The organism is Lonsdalea quercina subsp. quercina (assembly GCF_000688695.1).
Classification (GTDB): Bacteria; Pseudomonadota; Gammaproteobacteria; order Enterobacterales; family Enterobacteriaceae; genus Lonsdalea; species Lonsdalea quercina_D.
This window is the reverse complement of the sequence record NZ_JIBQ01000009.1, coordinates 159,259-179,479: the sequence shown is the minus strand read 5'-3', so window position 1 is coordinate 179,479 and position 20,221 is coordinate 159,259. Positions and strand designations below refer to the sequence as shown.

Below are 20,221 nucleotides of genomic sequence, written 5' to 3'. Positions count from 1 at the left end.
GGTATTTTTTGGTGCAAAAATTGTCTATTGTTAATAACAATGCCTATTTATCTTGATTTGTATCCGTAGGAGAAATAAGTGAAAAAGACAATTTTCGCAATCGCTATCATTTTCGCCAGCTCTGGAGTCTCTGCAAAAATTCTTTCAGAACCTGACCTTTCTAATCAAGCTACAAATGTCTGCGGAGTTCATGAGCAATTAGACGATAATATTGGTGGGACAAGCATCGGGGCTCTGGATAAAGGAATGATTCAGGCATACAAAGATGCTAAAAAGGCCCATCCGGACATGACTTATTACGGTGAAAAAAATGAAACCGGGTGTGTCGCGCTCACCAAGGAAATGTACATAGGCGATAAGCACAGTTACTCAAAATTCTGAACTTATTTAGGCTAATTAGTCAACAAGGCTCACTCTGGTGAGCCTTTTTTTATTCTCATAAAACACACAGCACCCCGTAACGCGGAGGTGAGGAATATGAAAATGCAAAATCCAGTTCACACATGGGCCGATCTCTCAGAGGTGATCCGCATGTGGTGGAATGGTGATGTGCCGCTGGGCGGTGTGTTGCTGTCCATCGTCATGGCGATCCTTCGGATTGCCTACAGCGGCGGCGGATGGCGGAAGATGTTGCTCGAAGCGCCTCTTTGCGGCGCCATGACCCTGACAGCGGTAAGCAGTCTGGACTATTTCCATCTGCCCCCGACGCTAACTATTTCGCTGGGCGGCGCTATCGGCTTTCTCGGTGTTGACCAAATCAGGGCTGCAGCCTCTCGCATTTTTGGATCTCGCACCGGCGGTACTCCTCCACAGGGATAAACCATGACTAAAGACGAAATCTTTAACGCGGTACTCGATCGCGAGGGTGGCTACGCCAATCATCCAGATGATAAGGGCGGGCCAACGAATTGGGGAGTTACTGAAGCCGTAGCGCGGGCGCATGGCTATCAGGGCGAAATGCGTGAACTGACTCGCGACGCCGCTCTGGCGATTTACGAGGCCGATTACTGGTATGGGCCGCGCTATGACCAGGTGGCAGCTTTGTCGCCAGCTATAGCGGCGGAGTTGTGCGATACCGGTATTAACATGGGGCCGGGCGTGTCAACGCGTTGGATCCAGCGCTGGCTGACGGCATTGAACGACGGTGGACGCCTTTACCCGGACCTGCAGCCAGACGGCAATATCGGCCCGCGTACTATCATGGCACTACGCCAGTATCTGGACACGCGTGGGGCTGACGGTCATCGCGTCCTGCTGCGTGCGCTGAATTGTAGCCAAGGCGCCCGTTATCTGGAACTGGCCGAGCAGCGTGCCGCCAACGAGGCGTTTCTGTATGGCTGGGTACGTGAGCGGGTCATGCTATGAGCATCATCCCAAGCTGGAAAGTAACCGCTGTCGCGCTGGTGGCTGGTATCGCTATTGGCTGGTACATCACTGCGCTGCGTTGGGATGCTGATATCGCTAAGCGTGAGAAAACCAAGGCCGATGATGTCAGCGTCAGTCAGCAAGCGATCATTGCCGGGCAGGCGTTCCAATTTCAGCGCTATAACGAAATAGCCCGTCAGGCGAATCAGTACGGTATCAATATCAGGGCCGAATCCGATGAAAAGCAAATCGTCTACCGCACCATTATTAAACGCGATCCTGCTGGTGGTCAGTGCGTCCCTAACGATGTTGCTGGCCGGTTGCTCGACTATGCGAACCGTTTACGTGCCAGCGCAATGCACTCCACTGCCAGCGGAGTTAACGCAGCCGGTATTAGCTCCGTTGCCTCCGTCTGCCGACTGACTTATGCGCAAGCGGTTTACTGGGTCGATCCGCTGTTAACGGCTTTGGAGCAGGCAAACGCGCAGCTGTTAGGGATTAGTAAGATCGAGTTATCCCGAGCTTCGCATTATTCCCAGAGTGTCCGCGATAATGCCCACCAACGGTAAAGGACTATGGAACAAGAAAACAGAATCACCATCGCATCGCTTGCGGAACAACTGAGGGAATTGCTGGCGCGGCAGGGGCATGATATTAGCCTAGCGGCTAGCCGAGACCTTATCGAACACGTTGTCGCTCAGGGAGTTATGCTGGCGATCATCTAAACACTAAACCAAATATTGAACCTCGATATAGTCCATGCTTTTTATGTTTATAGCAAATCAAGCACATGGCAATGTGTATCAAACTACATCGACTCCTAACCCTTGAAATAAGTCGTTGAGAGTTCAGTTATCGATAAAGAGCCTAAACTCTTTACCCGTATATTCAAGATGGATAATCTGTGAGTTTGGATTCTGAAATGGAGGTGTTATGTCGATTCGTGATCACAACAGAGAAATGATAATAAAGTTTTTCGAACATGGGGATAGTGGAGATTCAGCCAACGCACTATATCGCTTCAATGGAGAAAAAATTCGAGGGATTGAAAATGTCTTAGATTTCCTAGGAGAGAATTACAAAATATTCGGCATGGACAGGAAAAGTGTCGTGAACAACATTCATGCAGCTCGTGTTTCTGAAGAAACTGTAAAAAATATTTAGCAAAAGCTGTGTAGGTGCTTCTTCTTTAAGATCAAAAGTGACTAAGAGATAACCATGCCGCCACGAACACCTAAAGCGTGCCGGGCGCGCGGATGCCGCAACACGACCATCGATCCCGGCGGGTATTGCGAACTGCACAAGGGCGAGGGCTGGCGGTCATATAAGCCCGGGCAGACACGCCACCAGCGTGGCTATGGCTCTCGATGGGAGGATAATCGCGAGCGGGTACTGAAACGCGATAGCTATATGTGTCTCGACTGTCTTGACGAAGGCGTCGCTCGCGAGGCTAAGACGGTCGACCATGTGATACCGAAAGCCCGCGGCGGCACTGACGATAGCAACAACCTTCGCTCCCTGTGCTGGCCTCACCACCGGTCAAAGACCGCGCGCGAACGCCTCAAATGATAATGGTTGTCAATACCATGATGAATGCACCGAAAGGGTGCTTTTTTTTTACATTCAGGGTGGGAGGGGGAGGGTAAATCTCTGGGGGCGAGCCCCTTCCGTACTGCCCGCCCCGTCAAATTTTTATACCCGCGAAAAATGAAATTTAAATCGGAGTGATTTATGGCTGGAACTGCGGGCCGTTCTGGGCGTCGCCCAAAGCCAACGGCACGCAAAGAACTGGCCGGAAATCCGGGTAAGCGGGCGCTGAACAAAGACGAGCCTGTTTTTACCCCACTCAAAGGAGTTTCACCCCCTGATTGGTTTGCTGAAGCCGAACTCCCGTTGGCAATGACAATGTGGGAGTTAACGACAAAGGAACTATGCGGCCAGGGGTTGCTGTGTATTACCGATCTGGCCGTGCTTGAGCGGTGGTGTGTGGCATACGAGTTTTGGCGCCGGGCGGTAATCAACATCGCCCGCCAGGGGAATGTAGTTACCGGGGCCACCGGCGGGCCAATAAAAAATCCTGAGCTGACCGCCAAGAAAGAGCAAGAGTCTGAGATGGGCTCAACGGGCTCGATGCTGGGATTAGACCCCAGCGCCAGATCTCGACTTATCGGCCTGGCTGGCAAAGGGAAAAACGAAAACCCATTTTTGAAAATGATCAGCTCATGAGCCGGAAATCCTACCCCAACGTCAATGCCGCAAATCAATATGCTCGGGCGGTCGTTCGTGGGCAGATCCCTGCGTGCCAATATGTGATTCAGGCATGCCAGCGGCACATTGACGATCTGGCCGTAGAGAAGAGCAAAAAATTTCGCTACCGCTTCGACAAGGATCTGGCGGAAAAGGCGGCGCGGTTTATCCAAATGCTACCCCACACCAAAGGGGAATGGGCGTTTAAGCGGATGCCGATTACGTTAGAGCCGTGGCAACTCTTTATTGTCTGCTGTGCCTTTGGCTGGGTGAGAAAGGGGACAAAGCTTCGCCGTTTTCGAGAGGTATACACGGAGATCCCCCGCAAAAATGGCAAGTCAGCTATTTCGGCTGGCGTGGCGCTGTTCTGCTTTACCTGTGATTCGGAATTTGGGGCCGAGGTGTATTCCGGCGCCACGACCGAGAAACAGGCATGGGAGGTATTTCGCCCGGCCCGCTTGATGTGCAAACGCACGCCGCTGTTGGTTGAAGCGTTTGGGATCGAGGTTAATGCATCGAATCTGAACCGGCCGGAAGACGGCGCCAGACTGGAGCCGCTGATCGGTAATCCGGGGGACGGTTCATCGCCGCACTGTGCGATTGTCGACGAATATCACGAACATGGCACTGATGCCTTGTACACCACGATGTTAACCGGCATGGGCGCGAGAAAGCAGCCCCTGATGTGGGCTATCACGACCGCCGGATACAACATTGAGGGGCCGTGTTACGACAAGCGTCGGGAAGTGATCGAAATGCTCAACGGCTCGGTGCCGAATGATGAACTATTCGGCGTCATTTACACCATTGACGAGGGCGACGATTGGACCCAGCCGGACGTTCTCGCCAAAGCTAACCCCAATATGGGGGTATCCGTCTACCGTGACTTTTTATTGAGCCAGCAGCAACGGGCGATAAATAACGCTCGGCAGGCGGGTGTCTTCAAAACGAAACACCTGAATGTCTGGGTGGCGGCCCGGGCAGCGTATTTCAATCAGGTGAGCTGGCAAGGCTGTGAAGACAAAACGCTGACGCTGGAACAATTCGAGGGTCAACCCTGCATTTTGGCGTTCGATCTGGCGCGCAAACTGGATATGAACAGCATGGCGCGCTTGTTCACTCGTGAGATTGACGGGAAAACGCACTATTACAGCGTGGCGCCACGCTTCTGGGTGCCGTACGACACGGTCTACAGCGTTGAACAGAACGAGGATCGGCGCACCGCCGAGCGCTTCCAGAAGTGGGTAGAAATGGGCTATCTGACCGTCACCGACGGGGCAGAAGTAGATTATCGCTACATCATGGAGGAGGCGAAGCAGGCGAACCGCCTGAACCCGGTTTCTGAGTCNCCTATCGATCCCTTCGGTGCTACAGGGCTGTCCCATGAATTAGCCGATGAGGGGCTGACACCGATCACCATCACGCAGAATTACACCAATATGTCGGACCCGATGAAAGAGATTGAGGCCGCCATAGCGTCCGGTCGTTTCCATCATGACGGCAACCCGATCATGACGTGGTGTATCAGTAATGTGGTGGGGAAAACGCTGCCTGGCAACGACGATATCGTGCGGCCTATCAAGGAGCAGGCAGAGAACAAAATCGACGGCGCGGTAGCGCTGATCATGGCTGTGGGGCGTGCAATGTTGCATGAACCGGAAGACTTCCTTTCCTCGTTAGATCCCGACGAAGACCTCTTATTCCTATGAAGAAAATGATGATTGATGCAATTGGGCTGACCGGGCTCGGCTTGCTGGTGGGCGGTATTTATCAGCAGTTCGGAACAGCTATCGCGCTGCAATGTGCGGGAGCTGCATTGCTGGTATTTGCACTTATCGCCGCCCGAAGGGGGAAACCGTGATACTCGATGCGCTATTCCGTAGTGAACCGCTGGAGAACCCCGCTAACCCCGTGATCGCGGAGATGGCAGACGTTGATGGTTTATTCCAGTCTGACGTGTATGTCAGCCCGGAAACTTCCATGAAACTGGCAGCGGTTTACACCTGTATTTATGTCTTGTCGTCAAATCTGGCGCAGATGCCGCTGCACGTTATGAGAAAAAATAACAACAAGGTCGAGGCCGCCCGCGATCATCCGGCGTTCTATCTGGTTCACGACGAACCCAATACCTGGCAAACCAGCTATAAGTGGCGGGAACTGAAACAGCGCCACATTCTCGGCTGGGGGAACGGGTACACCTGGGTAAAACGTGATCGCAAAGGTGTTGTGTCTTCTCTGGATTGCTGCATGCCGTGGGAAACCACCTTGCTTAAGACCGGCGGTCGCTACACATACGGTCTTTATAACGAGGAGGGCGCGTTTGCTATCAGCCCTGACGACATGATCCACATTCGGGCGCTGGGGAATAATCAGAAGATGGGCCTTAGCCCCATTTTGCAACATGCCGAAACCATCGGCATGGGCATGAGCGGGCAGAAATACACCTCAAGTTTTTTCGGCGGCAATGCCCGACCGGCCGGTATCGTCTCCGTTAAAGGCGAGTTGCAGGATAAAGGCTGGGAAAGGCTGAAAAGGGTCTGGCAGAAAGCGGCGATGGCTCTGCGAAGCCAGGAAAATAAAACCATGCTGCTGCCCGCCGAATTGGATTACAAGGCGCTGACGGTCTCCCCGGTCGATGCGCAGCTGATCGATATGATGAAGCTGAACCGCTCAATGATAGCGGGGATATTCAACGTGCCGGCCCACATGATTAACGATCTGGAAAAGGCCACGTTCAGCAATATCACGCAGCAGGCCATCCAGTTTGTACGCTACAGCATGATGCCCTGGGTCGCGAACTGGGAACAAGAACTCAACCGTCGGTTATTCACTCGGTCTGAACGGGCTGCGGGCTATTACGTTCGATTCAATTTGGCTGGGCTAATGCGTGGCACTCCCCAAGAGCGCGCCCAGTTCTATCACTTCGCCATTACCGACGGTTGGATGAGCCGGAATGAGGCCCGGGCCTTCGAGGACATGAACCCAGTCGACGGACTCGATGAAATGCTGGTAAGCGTTAACGCGGCCAATACGTCTAACGACTTCAAAACCCAAAAAACCGATGAGGATAACACCAATGAATGATCGCGAGACGCGCTGTTATACCGGCGAGGTTCGCGCGGAACAGCAGGGGGATGCNCCAGCCCATATTCTGGGGTACGGCTCGGTTTTCAACAGCCGTTCAGAACCCCTATGGGGATTCCGCGAGGTAATAAAGCCCGGCGCATTTGACGATGTGCTCACCGATGATGTTCGCGGGCTGTTTAACCATGATCCGAATTTTATTCTTGGCAGAAGTGCCGCCGGAACGCTGTCTTTATCAGTCGATGAGCGCGGTCTGCGTTACGACATTACCGCCCCAGAAACGCAGACCATCAGAGATCTGGTGTTGGAACCCATGCGGCGCGGCGATGTTAACCAATCCTCTTTCGCGTTTCGTGTCGCGCGTGATGGCGAACACTGGTACGAGGATGAGGAGGGGATTGTTATCCGGGAAATCAGCCGGTTTTCTCGTCTGTTTGACGTCAGTCCCGTGACGTATCCCGCATATCAGGAAGCCGATTCCGGCGTCCGTTCACTAAAAGCCTGGCAGGAGGCGCGCGACAGCGGTGCGCTACAGAAAGCCATTAACGAAAAAATGGCGCGCGAGCGCCTGCTGACTCTTATCAATGCGTAAGGAAAAATCATGAAACTGCATGAAATGAAGCAAAAACGTAACACCATCGCTGCCGATATGCGCGCCCTGCATGAAAAAATCGGTGACAACACCTGGGGTGATGAACAGCGCACCGAATGGAACAAAGCTAAAACTGAGCTGAATAACTTGGATGCTCAGATTGAACGTGAGGAGGAGCTGCGCCGCTACGATCAGGACTATGTAAACACTCAGGAATCAGAGCAGCGCCAACAGCAGCAGACCCCGGAAGCGAATGGCGAGCAGGGTGATGAACGTCGTACTGCGGCATTTGATAAATTCCTGCGTCACGGGCTGGGTGAAATGAGCGCGGAAGAGCGTCAGGCTTTGCGTGAGCTTCGCGCGCAGGGAACGGCGGCCGATGAAAAAGGCGGCTATACCGTCCCTAAACGTATGCTGAATAAAATTGTCGAGGGTATGAAAGCCTACGGCGGCATCGCAAGTGTTTCCCAAATTCTGACTACATCGGACGGACAGACGATTGAATGGGCGACCTCCGACGGTACAGCTGAGGAGGGGGAATTGCTGGGGGAAAACACGGCAGCTTCTGAAGAAGATGCGGAATTCGGCACCGCGTCGTTGGGGGCAAAAAAACTGTCTTCGAAAATCATTCGTGTTTCCAACGAATTGTTGCAGGACAGCGGCGTAGATATTGAAGCCTATCTGTCGGCGCGCATTTCTCAGCGTTTGGGGCGTGGCGAAGCTAAATATCTTGTTCAGGGCACAGGTTCGGGTAGTCCACTGCAACCCTCAGGCCTTGTAACCTCTGTTACAGGGACAACGGCGGCTGCGTCAGCCAGCACTTTTACGTGGAAAGAACTCAATTCACTCAAACATGCTATTGACCCGGCATATCGCGGTGGCTCTAAGTTCCGCTGGGCGTTTAACGATTCAACACTGCAGATCATCGAAGAGATGGAAGACGGACAGGGGCGTCCGCTATGGCTCCCCAACGTTAGCGGCGGTACTCCTGCGACGGTACTGAACGTTCCTTATGTCGTTGACCCTGCTATTGATTCCATCGGAGCGGGTAAGAAATTCGTTTTCTGTGGTGATTTTGACCGTTTCATCATCCGCCGCGTTGCGTATATGACCCTGAAACGCTTGGTTGAACGCTTTGCAGAGTTTGACCAGACCGCTTTCCTGGCATTTCACCGATTCGACTGCGTATTGGAAGACACCGCGGCTATCAAAGCGCTGGTGGGCAAAGGGACCGCCAGTACCGGAAGCTGATGGAATGAACCGTCATTATCGTTACGCCGCGTAAGCGGTTTTTTTGTGCCCGCGAAAAGGGCGGGCACGGAGATAACTCATGATTTTGTCGTTGGAAGAGATAAAAAACCAACTGCGGATTGATGCGGATATCACCGACGAAGATACCTTGCTGGTGGCATTGGGGCAGGCGGCAGAGGCCAGAACATCGACGTTCTTAAACCGTACGTTGTATGCCCGTTCTGACGACGTGGAACCTAACGACGAATCTGCGCTGGTGGTAACCGCTGATCTGCGGCTTGCGATGCTGATGCTGGTGACGCATTTTTACGAAAACCGGTCATCGGTATCTAATTTCGAAAACACTCCGGTCCCAATGTCCTACGAGTGGATCGCGAGTCCCTACCGGTTCATCCCATTATGAAATCACAACCATCGAAAACCAGCGCTGATTACGCGTATCCAGACCCTGGCGAACTAAACCAGCGGGTACGGCTGCGCCAGCGGGTGGATCTTCCCAATGATGATTTCGGAGTGACTGCGGAATTTACGGGTGAAAAAACCGTATGGGCCAAAGTGCGGCAGGTTGGCGCCACCACATACCGGGAGTCAGTACAAACCGGCGACGCGGTAACGCATTACCTCACTATCCGGCACCGGCCCGGTGTAACCGCTGATTTCGAAGTGGTAATGCCCGGCGGCAATGTCCTGCGCATCCGACGGATCCGGGATTTGAATTCGGCCCGCCGCTTTCTGCTGTTGGAGTGTGAAGACTTGGGGAGTAACACACCTATCGAGGTGATTTATGGCTAGACCCTCTGCCGCGGCGGCCTCTCTGCATATTGACTTCGACCAGCCGGATGAAATGGTGTTTAACCGCGCCAAAATGCGGCGGGCGTTTGTCAAAATCGGCCAGGTTCACATGCGTGATGCCCGTCGCTTAGTGGTTCGGCGCGGGGCATCAAAGCCAGGGGAGAATCCAGGCTACAAAACCGGGCGGTTAGCACGATCCATTGGCTATTACGTTCCGAGGGCGTCAAAACGTCGTCCCGGCCTGATGGTCCGGATCGCACCCAACCAGAAGCGGGGCGAGGGCAACCGACCCATTCAGGGTGCTTTCTATCCGGCGTTTCTGTTTTATGGCGTTCGTCGTGGCGCTGTGCGGCAGCGCCGTCATCATCGTGGGGCCTCCGGCGGAACGCCGTGGCGCATTGCCCCACGCAAGAACTACATGACGCAGGTTCTGGAATCCCGAAAGGCGTGGACACATTACGTATTGTCCCGCGCGCTGCGGGAATCTCTGCGTCCTCAGCGGAAGAAGAAACGATGAAACTCTCGATTGTGATTGCCGCCCTGCGGCAGCGCTGCCCATCGTTTGCGGGGCGCGTAGCGGGTGCCGCGGAACTCAAGGTGCTACCGGAAACCGGCAAAATGTTGTTGCCCGCGGCCTACGTTGTGCCGTCCAGTGATGATGCAGACGAGCAGCGCTCTATCACGGACTATTTGCAGAACGTGACGGAAGGGTTTGCGGTTGTCTGCGTGATGAATAACACGCCGGATAACCGTGGTCAGGCGGCCTCGTTCGATGTTGTCGATACGGTCCGCTCAGAGTTGTGGCGCGCGCTGCTGGGGTGGCAGCCGGACGATAACGCACATCCGATATCGTATGCGGGCGGTCAACTGATCCAGATGGATCGGGGGCGTCTTTATTATCAGTTCGACTTTATCCGCACGCTGGAAGTCAGCGAGGACGATACGCGCCAGCAGCAAGACCTGAACGCGTTGGACGTGCTGCAGGAAATTGGTGTCGATGTTGACTATATCGATCCCGGCAACGGGCCTGACGGCAACATCGAGCATCACACCGAAATAACCTTCAAAAACGAGTAAAGCCCATGTTTGTGAAACCCAAAGACGGGCGGTCAGTTCCTGACCCGGCCCGAGGTGACGTATTGCCTGAATCCGGGCGAAACGTAGAGGGCAATGTCTACTGGTACCGGCGTTTAAACGACGGGGATGTGGAAATTGTCGATCGTAAAAAAAAAGAAACCGAAACCAGTGAGGTGAGTCAATGAGTGTCAGTTTCAACAGCATCCCGTCGAATATCCAGGTGCCGCTGTTCTGGGCTGAAATGGATAACAGCGCGGCGAACACGACGTCCGACGGCGCTGCGCCTGCGCTGATCATTGGCTATGCCAATAGCGACGCGAGCATTCAGCGCAATGCATTGACCATTATGCCGTCGGCGGGCCTTGCCGGCAGTCTGGCTGGGCGCGGAAGCCAGTTGGCGCGAATGGTCGCCAGCTACCGCAGTATCGATCCGTTCGGTGAGTTATGGGTGATTGCCCTTGATGCCCCCAGCGCGGGTGCCGCTGCATCCGGCGCGCTGACGTTGACCGGAAATGCGCAGGAGTCCGGCACCGTCTATCTCTACATCGGCAATGTGCTGGTGCAGGCCGGTGTGACCGCCGGTGAAACGGCGGCAGATGTGGCGGCGACCGTATCAGCGGCCATCAATGCCAACGTGGACTTACCCGTGACGGCGGCTGTCGCTGATGCCGTGGTCACGCTGACGGCGCGCCATGCTGGGTTGACTGGCAATGAGATCCCGTTAGCCCTGAACTACTACGGGTTGGTGGGCAGCCAGACGACACCGAGCGGCATTAACATCGATATCAAAGCCATGAGCGGCGGCAGCGGTGTACCTGATCTGACGGGCGCGGTGGCGGCGATGGGCGATGAGCCGTTCGACTTCATCGCGTTCCCGTTCAATGACTCTTCGTCGGTTTCTACCATTCACGCTGAGCTGGCCGACCGCTGGGGCTATGCGCGGCAGCTGTACGGACACGTGTACTCGGCAAAGATCGGATCCCTGTCCGAGCTGGTGGCTTTCGGCTCCTCGCTGAATCTGGAACACATCACCGTGGCTGGGTACGAGCAGGATATTCATACCGCCGCCGATGAACTGGCCGCGCTGCGCACAGCGCGAAATGCGGGATTCATTCGCAATGACCCGGCCCGCCCGACGCAAACCGGCGAATTGACGGGGGCATTGCCTGCGCCGAAGGGCTCGCGGTTTATTTTCTCGGAACAGCAATCGCTGCTGACGCATGGGATCGCCACTGCGTATGTGGAAAGCAGTTCGCTACGCATTCAGCGCGATATCACGATGTACAAGAAAAACGCGTTTGGCGTCACGGACAACAGCTTTCTGGACAGTGAAACGTTGCACACTAGTGCTTACGTATTGCGTCAGTTGAAGTCGGTCATTACCAGCAAATACCCGCGCCATAAGCTGGCCAGCGACGGTACGCGGTTTGGTGCTGGCCAGGCGATTGTGACACCGGCAGTGATCCGCGGGGAAATGCTGGCGGTCTATCGCAAGATGGAGCGCGCCGGGATCGTTGAAAATTACGATCTGTTCAAAAAATACCTGATTGTTGAGCGTAACGCGGATAACCCGAATCGTCTGGATGTTCTGTTCCCGCCGGATTACGTCAACCAGCTGCGTATTTTCGCGCTGGTCAATCAGTTCCGTTTGCAATATAGCGCAGAGGAGGCCGCTTAATGGCTCGCATTGCAGGTACCTGCTATTTCAAAATTGACGGTCAGCAATTGTCGCTGACCGGGGGCGTTGAAGTGCCGATGAACACCACGGTGAAAGAAGATGTGATGGGGTTGGATGGCTCTGTCGACTATAAGGAAAGCTTCCGCGCCCCTTATGTGAAGGGCACGTTTAAGGTTCCTTCCTCTTTCCCGGTAGACAAGATCACCTCCTCGGACACGATGACCATCACGGCCGAACTGGCAAACGGTCAGGTATATGTCCTGTCTGGCGCGCACCTATCCGGTGAAGCGAATCACGATGCAGAGAACGGCACGGCCGATCTGGAATTCCACGGCGAAGAAGGGGGCTATCAATAATGGAACTGCTACTCACAAAACCTATCATGGCGCACGGTGAAAAGCTGCATGTGCTGGAGCTGCGCGAACCCACGTACGCAGAAGTACAGCAGTTCGGCCTGCCATTCTCCTATGGCGCGGCAGGCGAGACGAAAATCGACACTGGCGCCGCGTTGCGTTATATCCCGGTGCTGGCGGGTATTCCTCCGTCGGCGGCCGAGAAAATGGCGCTGCGTGATGTGACCGTCGCGTCTATGTCGATCCTCGGTTTTTTTATGGGGTCGGGCGACTCGACCAGCTCCGAAGCCGACTCTACAACGTCTGCCATTTCTGGCGAATAAACCCACTTGAACTGAAACACGTCGGCCTGTCTGAATTTATGGAGCTGGAGGAGCAGGCCGTGCGCATTAACGGGGAATTGAATAATGGCCGATAGTTTCCAGCTGAAAGCGATTATCACCGCTGTCGATAAGCTGTCTGAACCGCTCAAGGGAATGAGCAAAAAAATGCGTGGGTTCCAGAAGGAGTTCAGCAGCGTGATGGCCGGTGCAGCAGCGATGGGGGCAGGGATCAGTACAGCATTTGCCTACCCGATTTCGCAGGCGATCAGCTTTGAATCTGGGATGGCCGACGTAAAAAAAGTGGTGAACTTTGAGACGCCAGAGCAGTTCAAGCAGATGGGGGAGGATATTCTGAACCTGTCTACTCAGCTGCCGATGGCGGCGGAAGGGATCGCCCAGATTGTGGCGGCGGGCGGGCAGGCCGGTATCGCGCGCAACGAGTTATCCAAATTTGCCGCCGATGCGGTGAAAATGGGGATCGCATTTGACCAGACGGCGGAACAGTCCGGCCAGATGATGGCGCAGTGGCGTACCGCGTTCAAAATGGGCCAAACCGAAGTTGTTGCGCTGGCAGATAAGATCAACTTTCTCGGCAACAACGGCCCGGCGAACGCCGCGAAAATCTCTGATATTGTGACTCGAATCGGTCCTCTGGGTTCCGTTGCCGGGGTGGCCTCTGGGGAAATTGCGGCGATGGGCGCGACGATCTCCGGCATGGGCGTTGAGTCAGAAATTGCGGCCACCGGTGTTAAAAATTTCATGCTGTCGCTGACGTCGGGTAAATCAGCCACCGCCTCTCAGAAAAAAGCATTGAATTTTTTGAAAATCAATCCCAAGCAGCTTGCTGCGGATATGCAGAAAGATTCCAAAACAGCAATCTTGCACGTTCTGGACTCACTAGCGAAGGTGTCAAAGGCCGATCAGCCGGCTGTCCTGACTGCATTGTTTGGGACCGAATCAAGTGGAGCGATTGCGCCGCTATTAGCCAATCTGGATCTACTGCGAACTAATTTCAATCGAGTGTCTGATGCCCAGCAATACGCGGGGTCTATGCAGCAGGAATATGAATCACGAGCAGCAACCACGGCTAACAGCATTGAGTTGATAAAGAATCAGTTCAATGCGGCCAGTATTACGATCGGTAGCATATTCCTTCCGGATATTGTTGAACTAACGAAAAAGATGCAGCCCTTTCTGGAGAAATTCAGAAACTGGTCCAGAGCGAATCCCGATATGATTCGTCGTGTTCTTAAGCTGGGTGCGACGCTGGTTGGTGTATCGGCCGGGGTAGGGTTAGTGACCAAAACGTTCCGCGCAATGGAAGCGGTAATGAAAATGTCTACCCTGGGAAAAATGGTCACGCTGATGGTGATTGGTGCCGGGCTGATTGTGGACAACTGGGACACCGTCGGGCCGGTGGTCAAAAATGTCGCCGATCAGGTAAATAGTTTCGTGCAGTCTATTGGCGGATGGGAAAATATCATGACCAGCGTCGCCACATTTACTGCGGGGAAATGGCTCACCGATATGGTGACAGGGATCGGGGGCGCAAATAAAGAGGCTGGCGGGCTGAAAAATAACCTTCGCAGCATCGCGCAGATGGGGGTGATCACCGTCACTATAGGCGTCATGTTTGATCTCATGAAACGCCTGGATAAACTGCATGAAGAGGCCTCAAATCAGCATGTTGATGTAGGGACATATCTCACGAATAACCTGCATAAGAAGGACGAGGAACGCGGTTACACCGGGTTTGTGCCTCGGCTAAAAGAGCTGCTGGGCATGCAGGTGCATAAAGACTCGGATAAGTTGCGATTAGATGTAGGGACTGTGCTGGACAGTAACGGCGGCCCCAAGGAAGACAGAACCGACCATGCTGGGTTCTTATTTAAGCTGAAAGAAATTCTGGGTGTGGATCCGAATTATGACCCGATGAAGCCGGTTCTTACGCCTAAGCAATCGGCAGAAATTACCGTGAAGTTCGACAATTCACCCCAAGGTATGCAGGTTATCCCTGCTGGTGGCGGATCTCTACCTTGGCTTAACTATGATGTTGGTTATAACAGATTTTCTTCGTCAGGGAAGTGAACTAAAATTCAAATCTGTTCATTTTTAAAGGGAGTTTATTGATGTCTGTTTGTAAAATTGGCGCTTTATTTATCACAGCAACTTTATTTTCTTGTTCAGCGGTCGCGAACGAATTACCTGATAAAGAAACAAAATTTATCGAGATAGTGACTAATGCAATTTCGGAAACTTCCTCAGCTAAAAATGATATGCAACGTGGGGGCATAAAAGTCCGTAGAGACGATGCAATCTGTAAGGGACTCAAGAAACGAACTGTGAGTGGCTGGATAGGCAAAGTCAAAACGATAGATTCGAACAGCGATGGTAAGGGTGTTTTTGAAGTTGAAATTGCCAAAGATGTGGCCTTGAAGACTTGGAATAATGCATTTTCCGATGTGAACTATGGGACCTTAATTGATCCTCGTTCAAAGCTTTTCGGGGAAGCGTCATCTTTAAATGTGGGTGATAAAGTCATCTTTTCTGGGTCATTCTTTAGGGGAGGCGAATCTTGCATCAAGGAATCTAGCATGAGCTTGTCGGGGGGCTTGAAAGAACCTGAATTTATATTCAAGTTTACAGATATAAAAGCGCTTAATTAGTAGGTAATGGTCTTGTCTGAAAGCCCACCTATGTGGGCTTTTTATCAGCCAAATCTGTCTTTAAATTTTTGCGTGCTTTGCCTGCGATTCATCTTGCCGTTGCAATATGGGCAAAGATGCTGAGTTTTGCCATCAATCTTCCATGTATAGTACGTCTTCTTAAAGGTTGTTCCACAGACGTCACAGCGACTAGGTTTGAAAAATCCGGCAATAATAATCACTACGATTATAATAACAACTAGTTCCATATTTTCCTTTGTGGGTATAGTGAGCCTAGTTATTTATTTTTGACCTGACTTTCCAGCTTTTCCAGTCGATCTCTAATTTCATCTAATAGCGGTTTTGGCGGTTCTCCCATTGAGTTAACCCAAGCCTCTATTGCTAAAACCATTTCTGCGTTTGCCGATCTTCCGTTGGCCTCAGCTAATTTAACGACTTTTTCCTTAATGTCTTCGGGTAGACGCAGGTTTACTTGTGGATGCCTGTATTTTCGCTCTGACATTTTCACTCCTGCACCGGTGAAAGCGGGTGCTACGCATTTTTATAGATATTAAATGCGTACCTATTGACTATCAATGCGTACCTAAATACTATGTATGCATAGCGAATACAGTGGGGTATGAGATGAAAGTAAAAACGTTACGGCTGCCTGATTGGCTGGAAAGCGCGATGGCAGAGTTGGCGCGAAAGGGAGATCGCTCATTTAGTAAGGAGGCGGTAAGGGCTATGAGGGAGTATGCAGAACGTCAGGGTGTGAAGTGTCCAGAATGAGTGAAGCCCCAACTGCGCGAACAGTCAGGGCTTCGGTATCAACAAAACTGAATGGGAATTATTGACATGGCAAGTATATCAATTATTGAAGCAGTTAACACCTCCGTAGTTCAATTTCACGGACAACAAATCATCACATCGATGGTATCCGGGATCGCTTATGTTGCGATGCGACCAATTGTAGAAAACATCGGTATTGATTGGGCTGCCCAGTTCGTAAAGCTTAAAAAGCAAAGTGAAAAGTACGGGTGTTGTGATATCGCAACACCTTCAAGTGGAGGTCTTCAAAAGATGCTTTGCATTCCACTCCGCAAACTCAATGGTTGGTTGTTCAGCATCAACCCGGCAAAAGTTCGCGCTGATATCCGCGACAAGCTGATCCAGTATCAGGAAGAGTGTTTTACGGCGCTATACAACTATTGGACAAAAGGCGCAGCCGTTCGCAAAGAGCAAGAAACATCAGTGGACGATCGCACCCCGTTGCGAGGAATCGTTAATCGCATCATGGGTAAGTACGGCATGACTTATCAAGCCGTCTACAAACTGGTGCATAAAGAATTTGGCGTAAAGCACATTGAAGAGCTTTCGCCGAAACAGACGGCTGAGGCGATCGAATATCTGGCCGCTAAAGCCATTGAGGGAGAATTTTTAGGAAAAGATATTCAGTCAGCATCTGTCCGAAAGCAATTCACAGACAATGAACTGTGTGAGTTGGCCTGGTTGTGGAAGTACTCACAAGCAATGATTGCAGCGTGCAAGGATGTATATCCTTTGCTGGATGTCGCGGAACACCGTTTGGCTGCCCGTTTCTTTTCAATCGGCCACGAGTATCCCCGAACTATTAACAAAGCGAGAGAGTTTTTAAGGCGAGAAACTTCTCATATTGAATATCAACCACGGGCGGATGATAACTGGAGCAGGGTGCTTCCGCATTTGCGGCAGATATTGAACCAATAATTTTAAAAATAAATGGCATAAAGAAACCCGCTTCGGCGGGTTTTTTTATGCCCGGAGATCGCATGAGTTGGATTGATAACCTACATGATGCCTCATTACGTGGGGTGAAATTCAAGATCAGTGGTGATGAAGCACAGTTTGGTCGGCGGGTGCAGGTCCATGAATACCCGAACAGGGATAAACCCTATTCTGAGGATTTAGGGCGGGCCACCCGGCATTTTTCGGTCGAGGCATACGTTATCGGCGATGATTTCATGGAACAGCGCAACCGGCTGATTCAGGAGATCGAAAAAGAGGGACCGGCAACGCTGATTCACCCTTACTACGGCGAGATGAGCATCACCATTAATGAGCTGGCCAGAATCTCACATGCCAACGATGAAGGCCGGATGTGTCGTATCGCTTTCTCGTTCGTCGAAGCGGGCGAACTGTCATTTCCCACCGCGGGACTAGCAACCGGTAAAAAGCTGGCATCCTCGGTTTCATGGCTCGACGAGTGCATTGAATCGGCGATGGAGGCGTTCGGTCTGGACGGGCTGCCGGACTTTATCAACGACGGTGTGTTGGATGACGCTAGCGCGATGATGGACTTTGTGACCGACGCATTCAAGTACGTTGATGCTGGGGTGACGGCCGCCGCCCGGCTAATGAACGGCGACCTGACCGTATTGCTTGGCAGCGGCAGCAGCGCGATGAACTTCGTCAACCGTCTGCAAACGATGTGGCGCGCCGGAACGCGTCTCAGTGGTGACACAAAATCGTTGGTGTCGATGATCACAGGATTGACGGGAGTCACGGCCGGTCATGATCTGGCCCCGCGGGGCGTGTGGTCCACCGACAGCACAACCACGCAAAGCCGCAAGACCCAAAGCAACCATGTGGCACAGGCCATTCGAGTATCGGCAATCAGTGAGGCTGCCTATACGGTCACCTCATTGCCTAAGCCTGCCCAGGCTCGCGTAGCGTCTCAGCCACTTTCAAAAGTACTGCCACAGTCATCGACGCAGTCAGGGGCGAACGCATTAATCTCTGGGGGTGGAGGGGCTCCAGCTATAGTCACTATTCCGCATCCTGCGGTGACAGATATCGATATCTCTGAGACGACGACTAATGCCGGTACGACGACGTCAACTGCTGCGGCGACGGTGCCGTCATGGGACGATCTCACCGAAGTGAGAGAGTCGTTGAATACGGCGATAGACCGCGAGTTAGAACGCGTCACCGACGATACGCTGTTTCAGGCGCTGGTGCGGGTGCGTTCTGACGTTAACAGCGATATCTCTAGCCGTCTTGTGCTCGCTGCGCGCGTCACGGAGCGTCGAACCACCGAGGTTCTGCCCGCCATAGTTTTAGCCGCTGATTGGTACGACTCGGTCGAGAGGGCCGATGAGATCATGGCGCGAAACAATATCCAGCATCCCGGCTTCGTCCCGGTCACCACACTGAGGGTTCCCACGCAATGAGCGAAAATTTGGTAACGCTGCGCATTAACGGGCGCGAGTGGGGCGGTTGGACGTCTGTACGGATCTCTGCCGGCATCGAGCGTATCGCCCGTGACTTTAACGTGCAAATTACCCGGCAGTGGCCGGGGGACACCGATCAGCGAAACATCAAGTCCCGGATTCAACGCGGTGACGTGGTGGAGGTGCTGATTGGTGATGACCTGGTGATCACCGGATACGTCGAGGCAACGCCGGTACGATATGACGCGAACAGCAAAGTCTTGGGGATTTCTGGTCGCAGCAAGACCTGTGACCTGATTGATTGCTCTGCAGAGCCAAAACAGTATGAGTCCCGTTCTGTGTCTCAGGTGGCAGCAGACCTCGCGGAGCCTTTCGGTATCTCAGTTATCGATGCTACTGACAACGGTACTCTGCAAAGCGTTCAGGCCGATCAGGGGGAAACGGTCATTGATGTGCTGAATAAAATGCTGGGATTGGCGCCCACTCTGGTTTACGACAATGAGAAAGGGCAGTTGGTGATCGGGGATATCGGCATTACGCAGGCTACGACGGCGTTGGTGTTGGGTGAAAACATCCTGTCCTGTGATACCGAGCAATCTATCCGCGAGCGGTTCAGCGTGTACTCGGTTTCTGGCCAACGAAAATCTGATGATGAAGATTTCGGGGAGGCGACAACGTCCGCTATCCGGGCGGAAACGGTCGACAATGGCATTGCGCGATATCGGCCGCTGATTATCCGGCAAACGGGCAACGCTACGACCGGGTCATGCGGTGATCGCAGCGAATTTGAAATGCAGCGCCGCGCCGCGAGAACGGACGAAACCACTTACACCGTTCAGGGGTGGCGCCAGGGGAATGGCGCGCTGTGGCAACCGAATATGACAGTCATTGTCTGGGATCCTGAGCTGGGGTTCGACAACCGGGAAATGGTGATCGCTGAGGTCAATTATCAGCAGGATGAGAGCGGGACAATCACGGAGTTACGTGTCGGTCCGTCGGAAGCCTACCTGCATAAGCCAGCGAAAAAAGCCAAGCGGAAGAAACAAAAAGAGGAGGACTTCTGATGGCGAACCCCTTCGTATCACTCAGTCGAATGGTATCGAACATGCTCTCACGGGCCGTTGTCCGTGGGCGGACATCGGCGACGAAATGCCAGCAACTACAAATCGAGATGGCGGGTGGAGAGGGCAAATCCGACATTGAGCATCTGGAGCCTTACGGCTTTACTTCCGCCCCGCAAGCCGGTGCTGAGGCGCTGGCGGTTTACCTCGACGGCGATCGTAGTCACGGCGTTGTGCTGGTGGCTTCAGACCGACGTTACCGGGTCAAAAACCTACAAGCGGGCGAGGTCGCCATTTACACCGACGAGGGCGACAGCATCGTGCTCAAACGCGGAAAGTTGATTGAGGTCAGCACGGACACGCTGATCGTCAATGCGACAAAGAAAATGACGGTGAACACCCCTCTGTTCGAGGTTCCTTCCGGTGAGGTGACGGACAAAACGTCAACCATGCAGAAGATGAGAGATACCTTTAATGTTCACAATCATCCAGGTGATAGCGGCGGCATGACGGGCTCACCGACCGCACCGATGGGGTAACA

28 protein-coding genes are annotated in these 20,221 nt (G+C 53.0%); 27 read left to right on the top strand and 1 reads right to left on the bottom strand.

Features of this window, described 5'->3' with window-relative positions; all coding sequences use genetic code 11:
• The first annotated feature begins 78 nt into the window (after positions 1–78).
• The 23 genes from SB13_RS10150 to SB13_RS10045 all read left to right on the top strand — a co-directional run bounded on the left by SB13_RS10150 (position 79) and on the right by SB13_RS10045 (position 15,428).
• On the top strand, positions 79–381 hold the full coding sequence (locus tag SB13_RS10150; RefSeq protein WP_051616462.1) for a hypothetical protein: 303 nt from the start codon (positions 79–81) through the stop codon (positions 379–381).
• A 96-nt stretch (positions 382–477) separates the two neighbouring features.
• Entirely contained in the window at positions 478–819 is a 342-nt protein-coding gene (locus tag SB13_RS10145) for a phage holin, lambda family (protein WP_026740247.1), read from the top strand.
• A gap of 3 nt (positions 820–822) precedes the next feature.
• Positions 823–1,365 carry a glycoside hydrolase family 108 protein gene (locus tag SB13_RS10140; RefSeq protein ID WP_026740246.1) on the top strand — a complete coding sequence of 181 codons (543 nt, stop codon included), beginning with the start codon at positions 823–825 and terminating at the stop codon, positions 1,363–1,365.
• Entirely contained in the window at positions 1,362–1,934 is a 573-nt protein-coding gene (locus tag SB13_RS10135; protein ID WP_051616460.1) for a hypothetical protein, read from the top strand. The genes SB13_RS10140 and SB13_RS10135 overlap by 4 nt, the downstream gene beginning before the upstream one ends.
• A gap of 6 nt (positions 1,935–1,940) precedes the next feature.
• The gene (locus SB13_RS17880; RefSeq protein WP_160168636.1) at positions 1,941–2,090 is read left to right on the top strand and encodes a hypothetical protein; all 150 of its coding nucleotides are present in this window, start codon (positions 1,941–1,943) and stop codon (positions 2,088–2,090) included.
• Positions 2,091–2,298: 208 nt separating this feature from the next.
• Entirely contained in the window at positions 2,299–2,529 is a 231-nt protein-coding gene (locus SB13_RS10130) for a hypothetical protein (RefSeq protein ID WP_026740245.1), read from the top strand.
• A gap of 54 nt (positions 2,530–2,583) precedes the next feature.
• Positions 2,584–2,934 (top strand): HNH endonuclease, encoded by a 351-nt coding sequence (locus SB13_RS17315; RefSeq protein ID WP_026740244.1) that lies wholly within the window; start codon positions 2,584–2,586, stop codon positions 2,932–2,934.
• 162 nt (positions 2,935–3,096) lie between these two features.
• Positions 3,097–3,591, top strand: a complete 495-nt coding sequence (locus tag SB13_RS10120) for a phage terminase small subunit P27 family (protein ID WP_026740243.1) — start codon at positions 3,097–3,099, stop codon at positions 3,589–3,591.
• Complete coding sequence (locus SB13_RS10115) at positions 3,588–5,321, top strand: terminase large subunit (protein WP_026740242.1); 1,734 nt, start codon at positions 3,588–3,590, stop codon at positions 5,319–5,321. The genes SB13_RS10120 and SB13_RS10115 overlap by 4 nt, the downstream gene beginning before the upstream one ends.
• A complete protein-coding gene (locus SB13_RS17920) occupies positions 5,318–5,473 on the top strand; it encodes a hypothetical protein (RefSeq protein ID WP_026740241.1) in 156 nt (51 codons plus the stop codon). Before SB13_RS10115 ends, SB13_RS17920 begins: the two co-directional genes overlap by 4 nt.
• Positions 5,470–6,696 carry a phage portal protein gene (locus SB13_RS10105; protein WP_026740240.1) on the top strand — a complete coding sequence of 409 codons (1,227 nt, stop codon included), beginning with the start codon at positions 5,470–5,472 and terminating at the stop codon, positions 6,694–6,696. Before SB13_RS17920 ends, SB13_RS10105 begins: the two co-directional genes overlap by 4 nt.
• Positions 6,689–7,288: an HK97 family phage prohead protease gene (locus SB13_RS10100; RefSeq protein ID WP_026740239.1), complete on the top strand. Its 600-nt coding sequence runs from the start codon at positions 6,689–6,691 to the stop codon at positions 7,286–7,288. The genes SB13_RS10105 and SB13_RS10100 overlap by 8 nt, the downstream gene beginning before the upstream one ends.
• A 9-nt stretch (positions 7,289–7,297) precedes the next feature.
• On the top strand, positions 7,298–8,539 hold the full coding sequence (locus tag SB13_RS10095; RefSeq protein ID WP_026740238.1) for a phage major capsid protein: 1,242 nt from the start codon (positions 7,298–7,300) through the stop codon (positions 8,537–8,539).
• 79 nt (positions 8,540–8,618) lie between these two features.
• Positions 8,619–8,942 carry a head-tail connector protein gene (locus SB13_RS10090; RefSeq protein ID WP_026740237.1) on the top strand — a complete coding sequence of 108 codons (324 nt, stop codon included), beginning with the start codon at positions 8,619–8,621 and terminating at the stop codon, positions 8,940–8,942.
• Positions 8,939–9,331: a phage head closure protein gene (locus SB13_RS10085; protein ID WP_026740236.1), complete on the top strand. Its 393-nt coding sequence runs from the start codon at positions 8,939–8,941 to the stop codon at positions 9,329–9,331. Before SB13_RS10090 ends, SB13_RS10085 begins: the two co-directional genes overlap by 4 nt.
• Entirely contained in the window at positions 9,324–9,848 is a 525-nt protein-coding gene (locus tag SB13_RS10080; RefSeq protein ID WP_026740235.1) for a hypothetical protein, read from the top strand. The genes SB13_RS10085 and SB13_RS10080 overlap by 8 nt, the downstream gene beginning before the upstream one ends.
• Complete coding sequence (locus SB13_RS10075; RefSeq protein ID WP_026740234.1) at positions 9,845–10,408, top strand: phage tail terminator protein; 564 nt, start codon at positions 9,845–9,847, stop codon at positions 10,406–10,408. The genes SB13_RS10080 and SB13_RS10075 overlap by 4 nt, the downstream gene beginning before the upstream one ends.
• A gap of 5 nt (positions 10,409–10,413) precedes the next feature.
• Positions 10,414–10,593 carry a DUF2635 domain-containing protein gene (locus SB13_RS10070; protein ID WP_026740233.1) on the top strand — a complete coding sequence of 60 codons (180 nt, stop codon included), beginning with the start codon at positions 10,414–10,416 and terminating at the stop codon, positions 10,591–10,593.
• Positions 10,590–12,086, top strand: coding sequence for a phage tail sheath subtilisin-like domain-containing protein (locus tag SB13_RS10065; protein ID WP_026740232.1), 1,497 nt, complete (start codon positions 10,590–10,592; stop codon positions 12,084–12,086). The genes SB13_RS10070 and SB13_RS10065 overlap by 4 nt, the downstream gene beginning before the upstream one ends.
• On the top strand, positions 12,086–12,442 hold the full coding sequence (locus tag SB13_RS10060; protein ID WP_026740231.1) for a phage tail tube protein: 357 nt from the start codon (positions 12,086–12,088) through the stop codon (positions 12,440–12,442). Before SB13_RS10065 ends, SB13_RS10060 begins: the two co-directional genes overlap by 1 nt.
• Entirely contained in the window at positions 12,442–12,762 is a 321-nt protein-coding gene (locus SB13_RS10055) for a phage tail assembly protein (RefSeq protein WP_036150295.1), read from the top strand. Before SB13_RS10060 ends, SB13_RS10055 begins: the two co-directional genes overlap by 1 nt.
• 84 nt (positions 12,763–12,846) lie before the next feature.
• A complete protein-coding gene (locus SB13_RS10050) occupies positions 12,847–14,850 on the top strand; it encodes a phage tail tape measure protein (protein WP_026740229.1) in 2,004 nt (667 codons plus the stop codon).
• Positions 14,851–14,891: 41 nt separating this feature from the next.
• Positions 14,892–15,428 (top strand): hypothetical protein, encoded by a 537-nt coding sequence (locus SB13_RS10045; RefSeq protein ID WP_051616456.1) that lies wholly within the window; start codon positions 14,892–14,894, stop codon positions 15,426–15,428.
• A gap of 277 nt (positions 15,429–15,705) precedes the next feature.
• Here the strand turns inward: SB13_RS10045 and SB13_RS10035 are convergent, their stop codons facing one another.
• Positions 15,706–15,930: an Arc family DNA-binding protein gene (locus SB13_RS10035; RefSeq protein ID WP_026740227.1), complete on the bottom strand. Its 225-nt coding sequence runs from the start codon at positions 15,928–15,930 to the stop codon at positions 15,706–15,708.
• A gap of 335 nt (positions 15,931–16,265) precedes the next feature.
• On the opposite strand from SB13_RS10035, the gene SB13_RS10030 reads away from it, so the two are divergent.
• The 4 genes from SB13_RS10030 (at position 16,266) to SB13_RS10015 (ending at position 20,219) form a co-directional block, all read left to right on the top strand.
• Positions 16,266–17,156 (top strand): phage antirepressor N-terminal domain-containing protein, encoded by an 891-nt coding sequence (locus SB13_RS10030; protein ID WP_026740226.1) that lies wholly within the window; start codon positions 16,266–16,268, stop codon positions 17,154–17,156.
• A 62-nt stretch (positions 17,157–17,218) separates the two neighbouring features.
• The gene (locus SB13_RS10025) at positions 17,219–18,619 is read left to right on the top strand and encodes a DNA circularization protein (protein WP_026740225.1); all 1,401 of its coding nucleotides are present in this window, start codon (positions 17,219–17,221) and stop codon (positions 18,617–18,619) included.
• Entirely contained in the window at positions 18,616–19,683 is a 1,068-nt protein-coding gene (locus tag SB13_RS10020) for a phage baseplate assembly protein (protein ID WP_026740224.1), read from the top strand. Before SB13_RS10025 ends, SB13_RS10020 begins: the two co-directional genes overlap by 4 nt.
• On the top strand, positions 19,683–20,219 hold the full coding sequence (locus SB13_RS10015) for a phage baseplate assembly protein V (protein WP_026740223.1): 537 nt from the start codon (positions 19,683–19,685) through the stop codon (positions 20,217–20,219). Before SB13_RS10020 ends, SB13_RS10015 begins: the two co-directional genes overlap by 1 nt.
• The last annotated feature ends 2 nt before the right edge of the window (positions 20,220–20,221 follow it).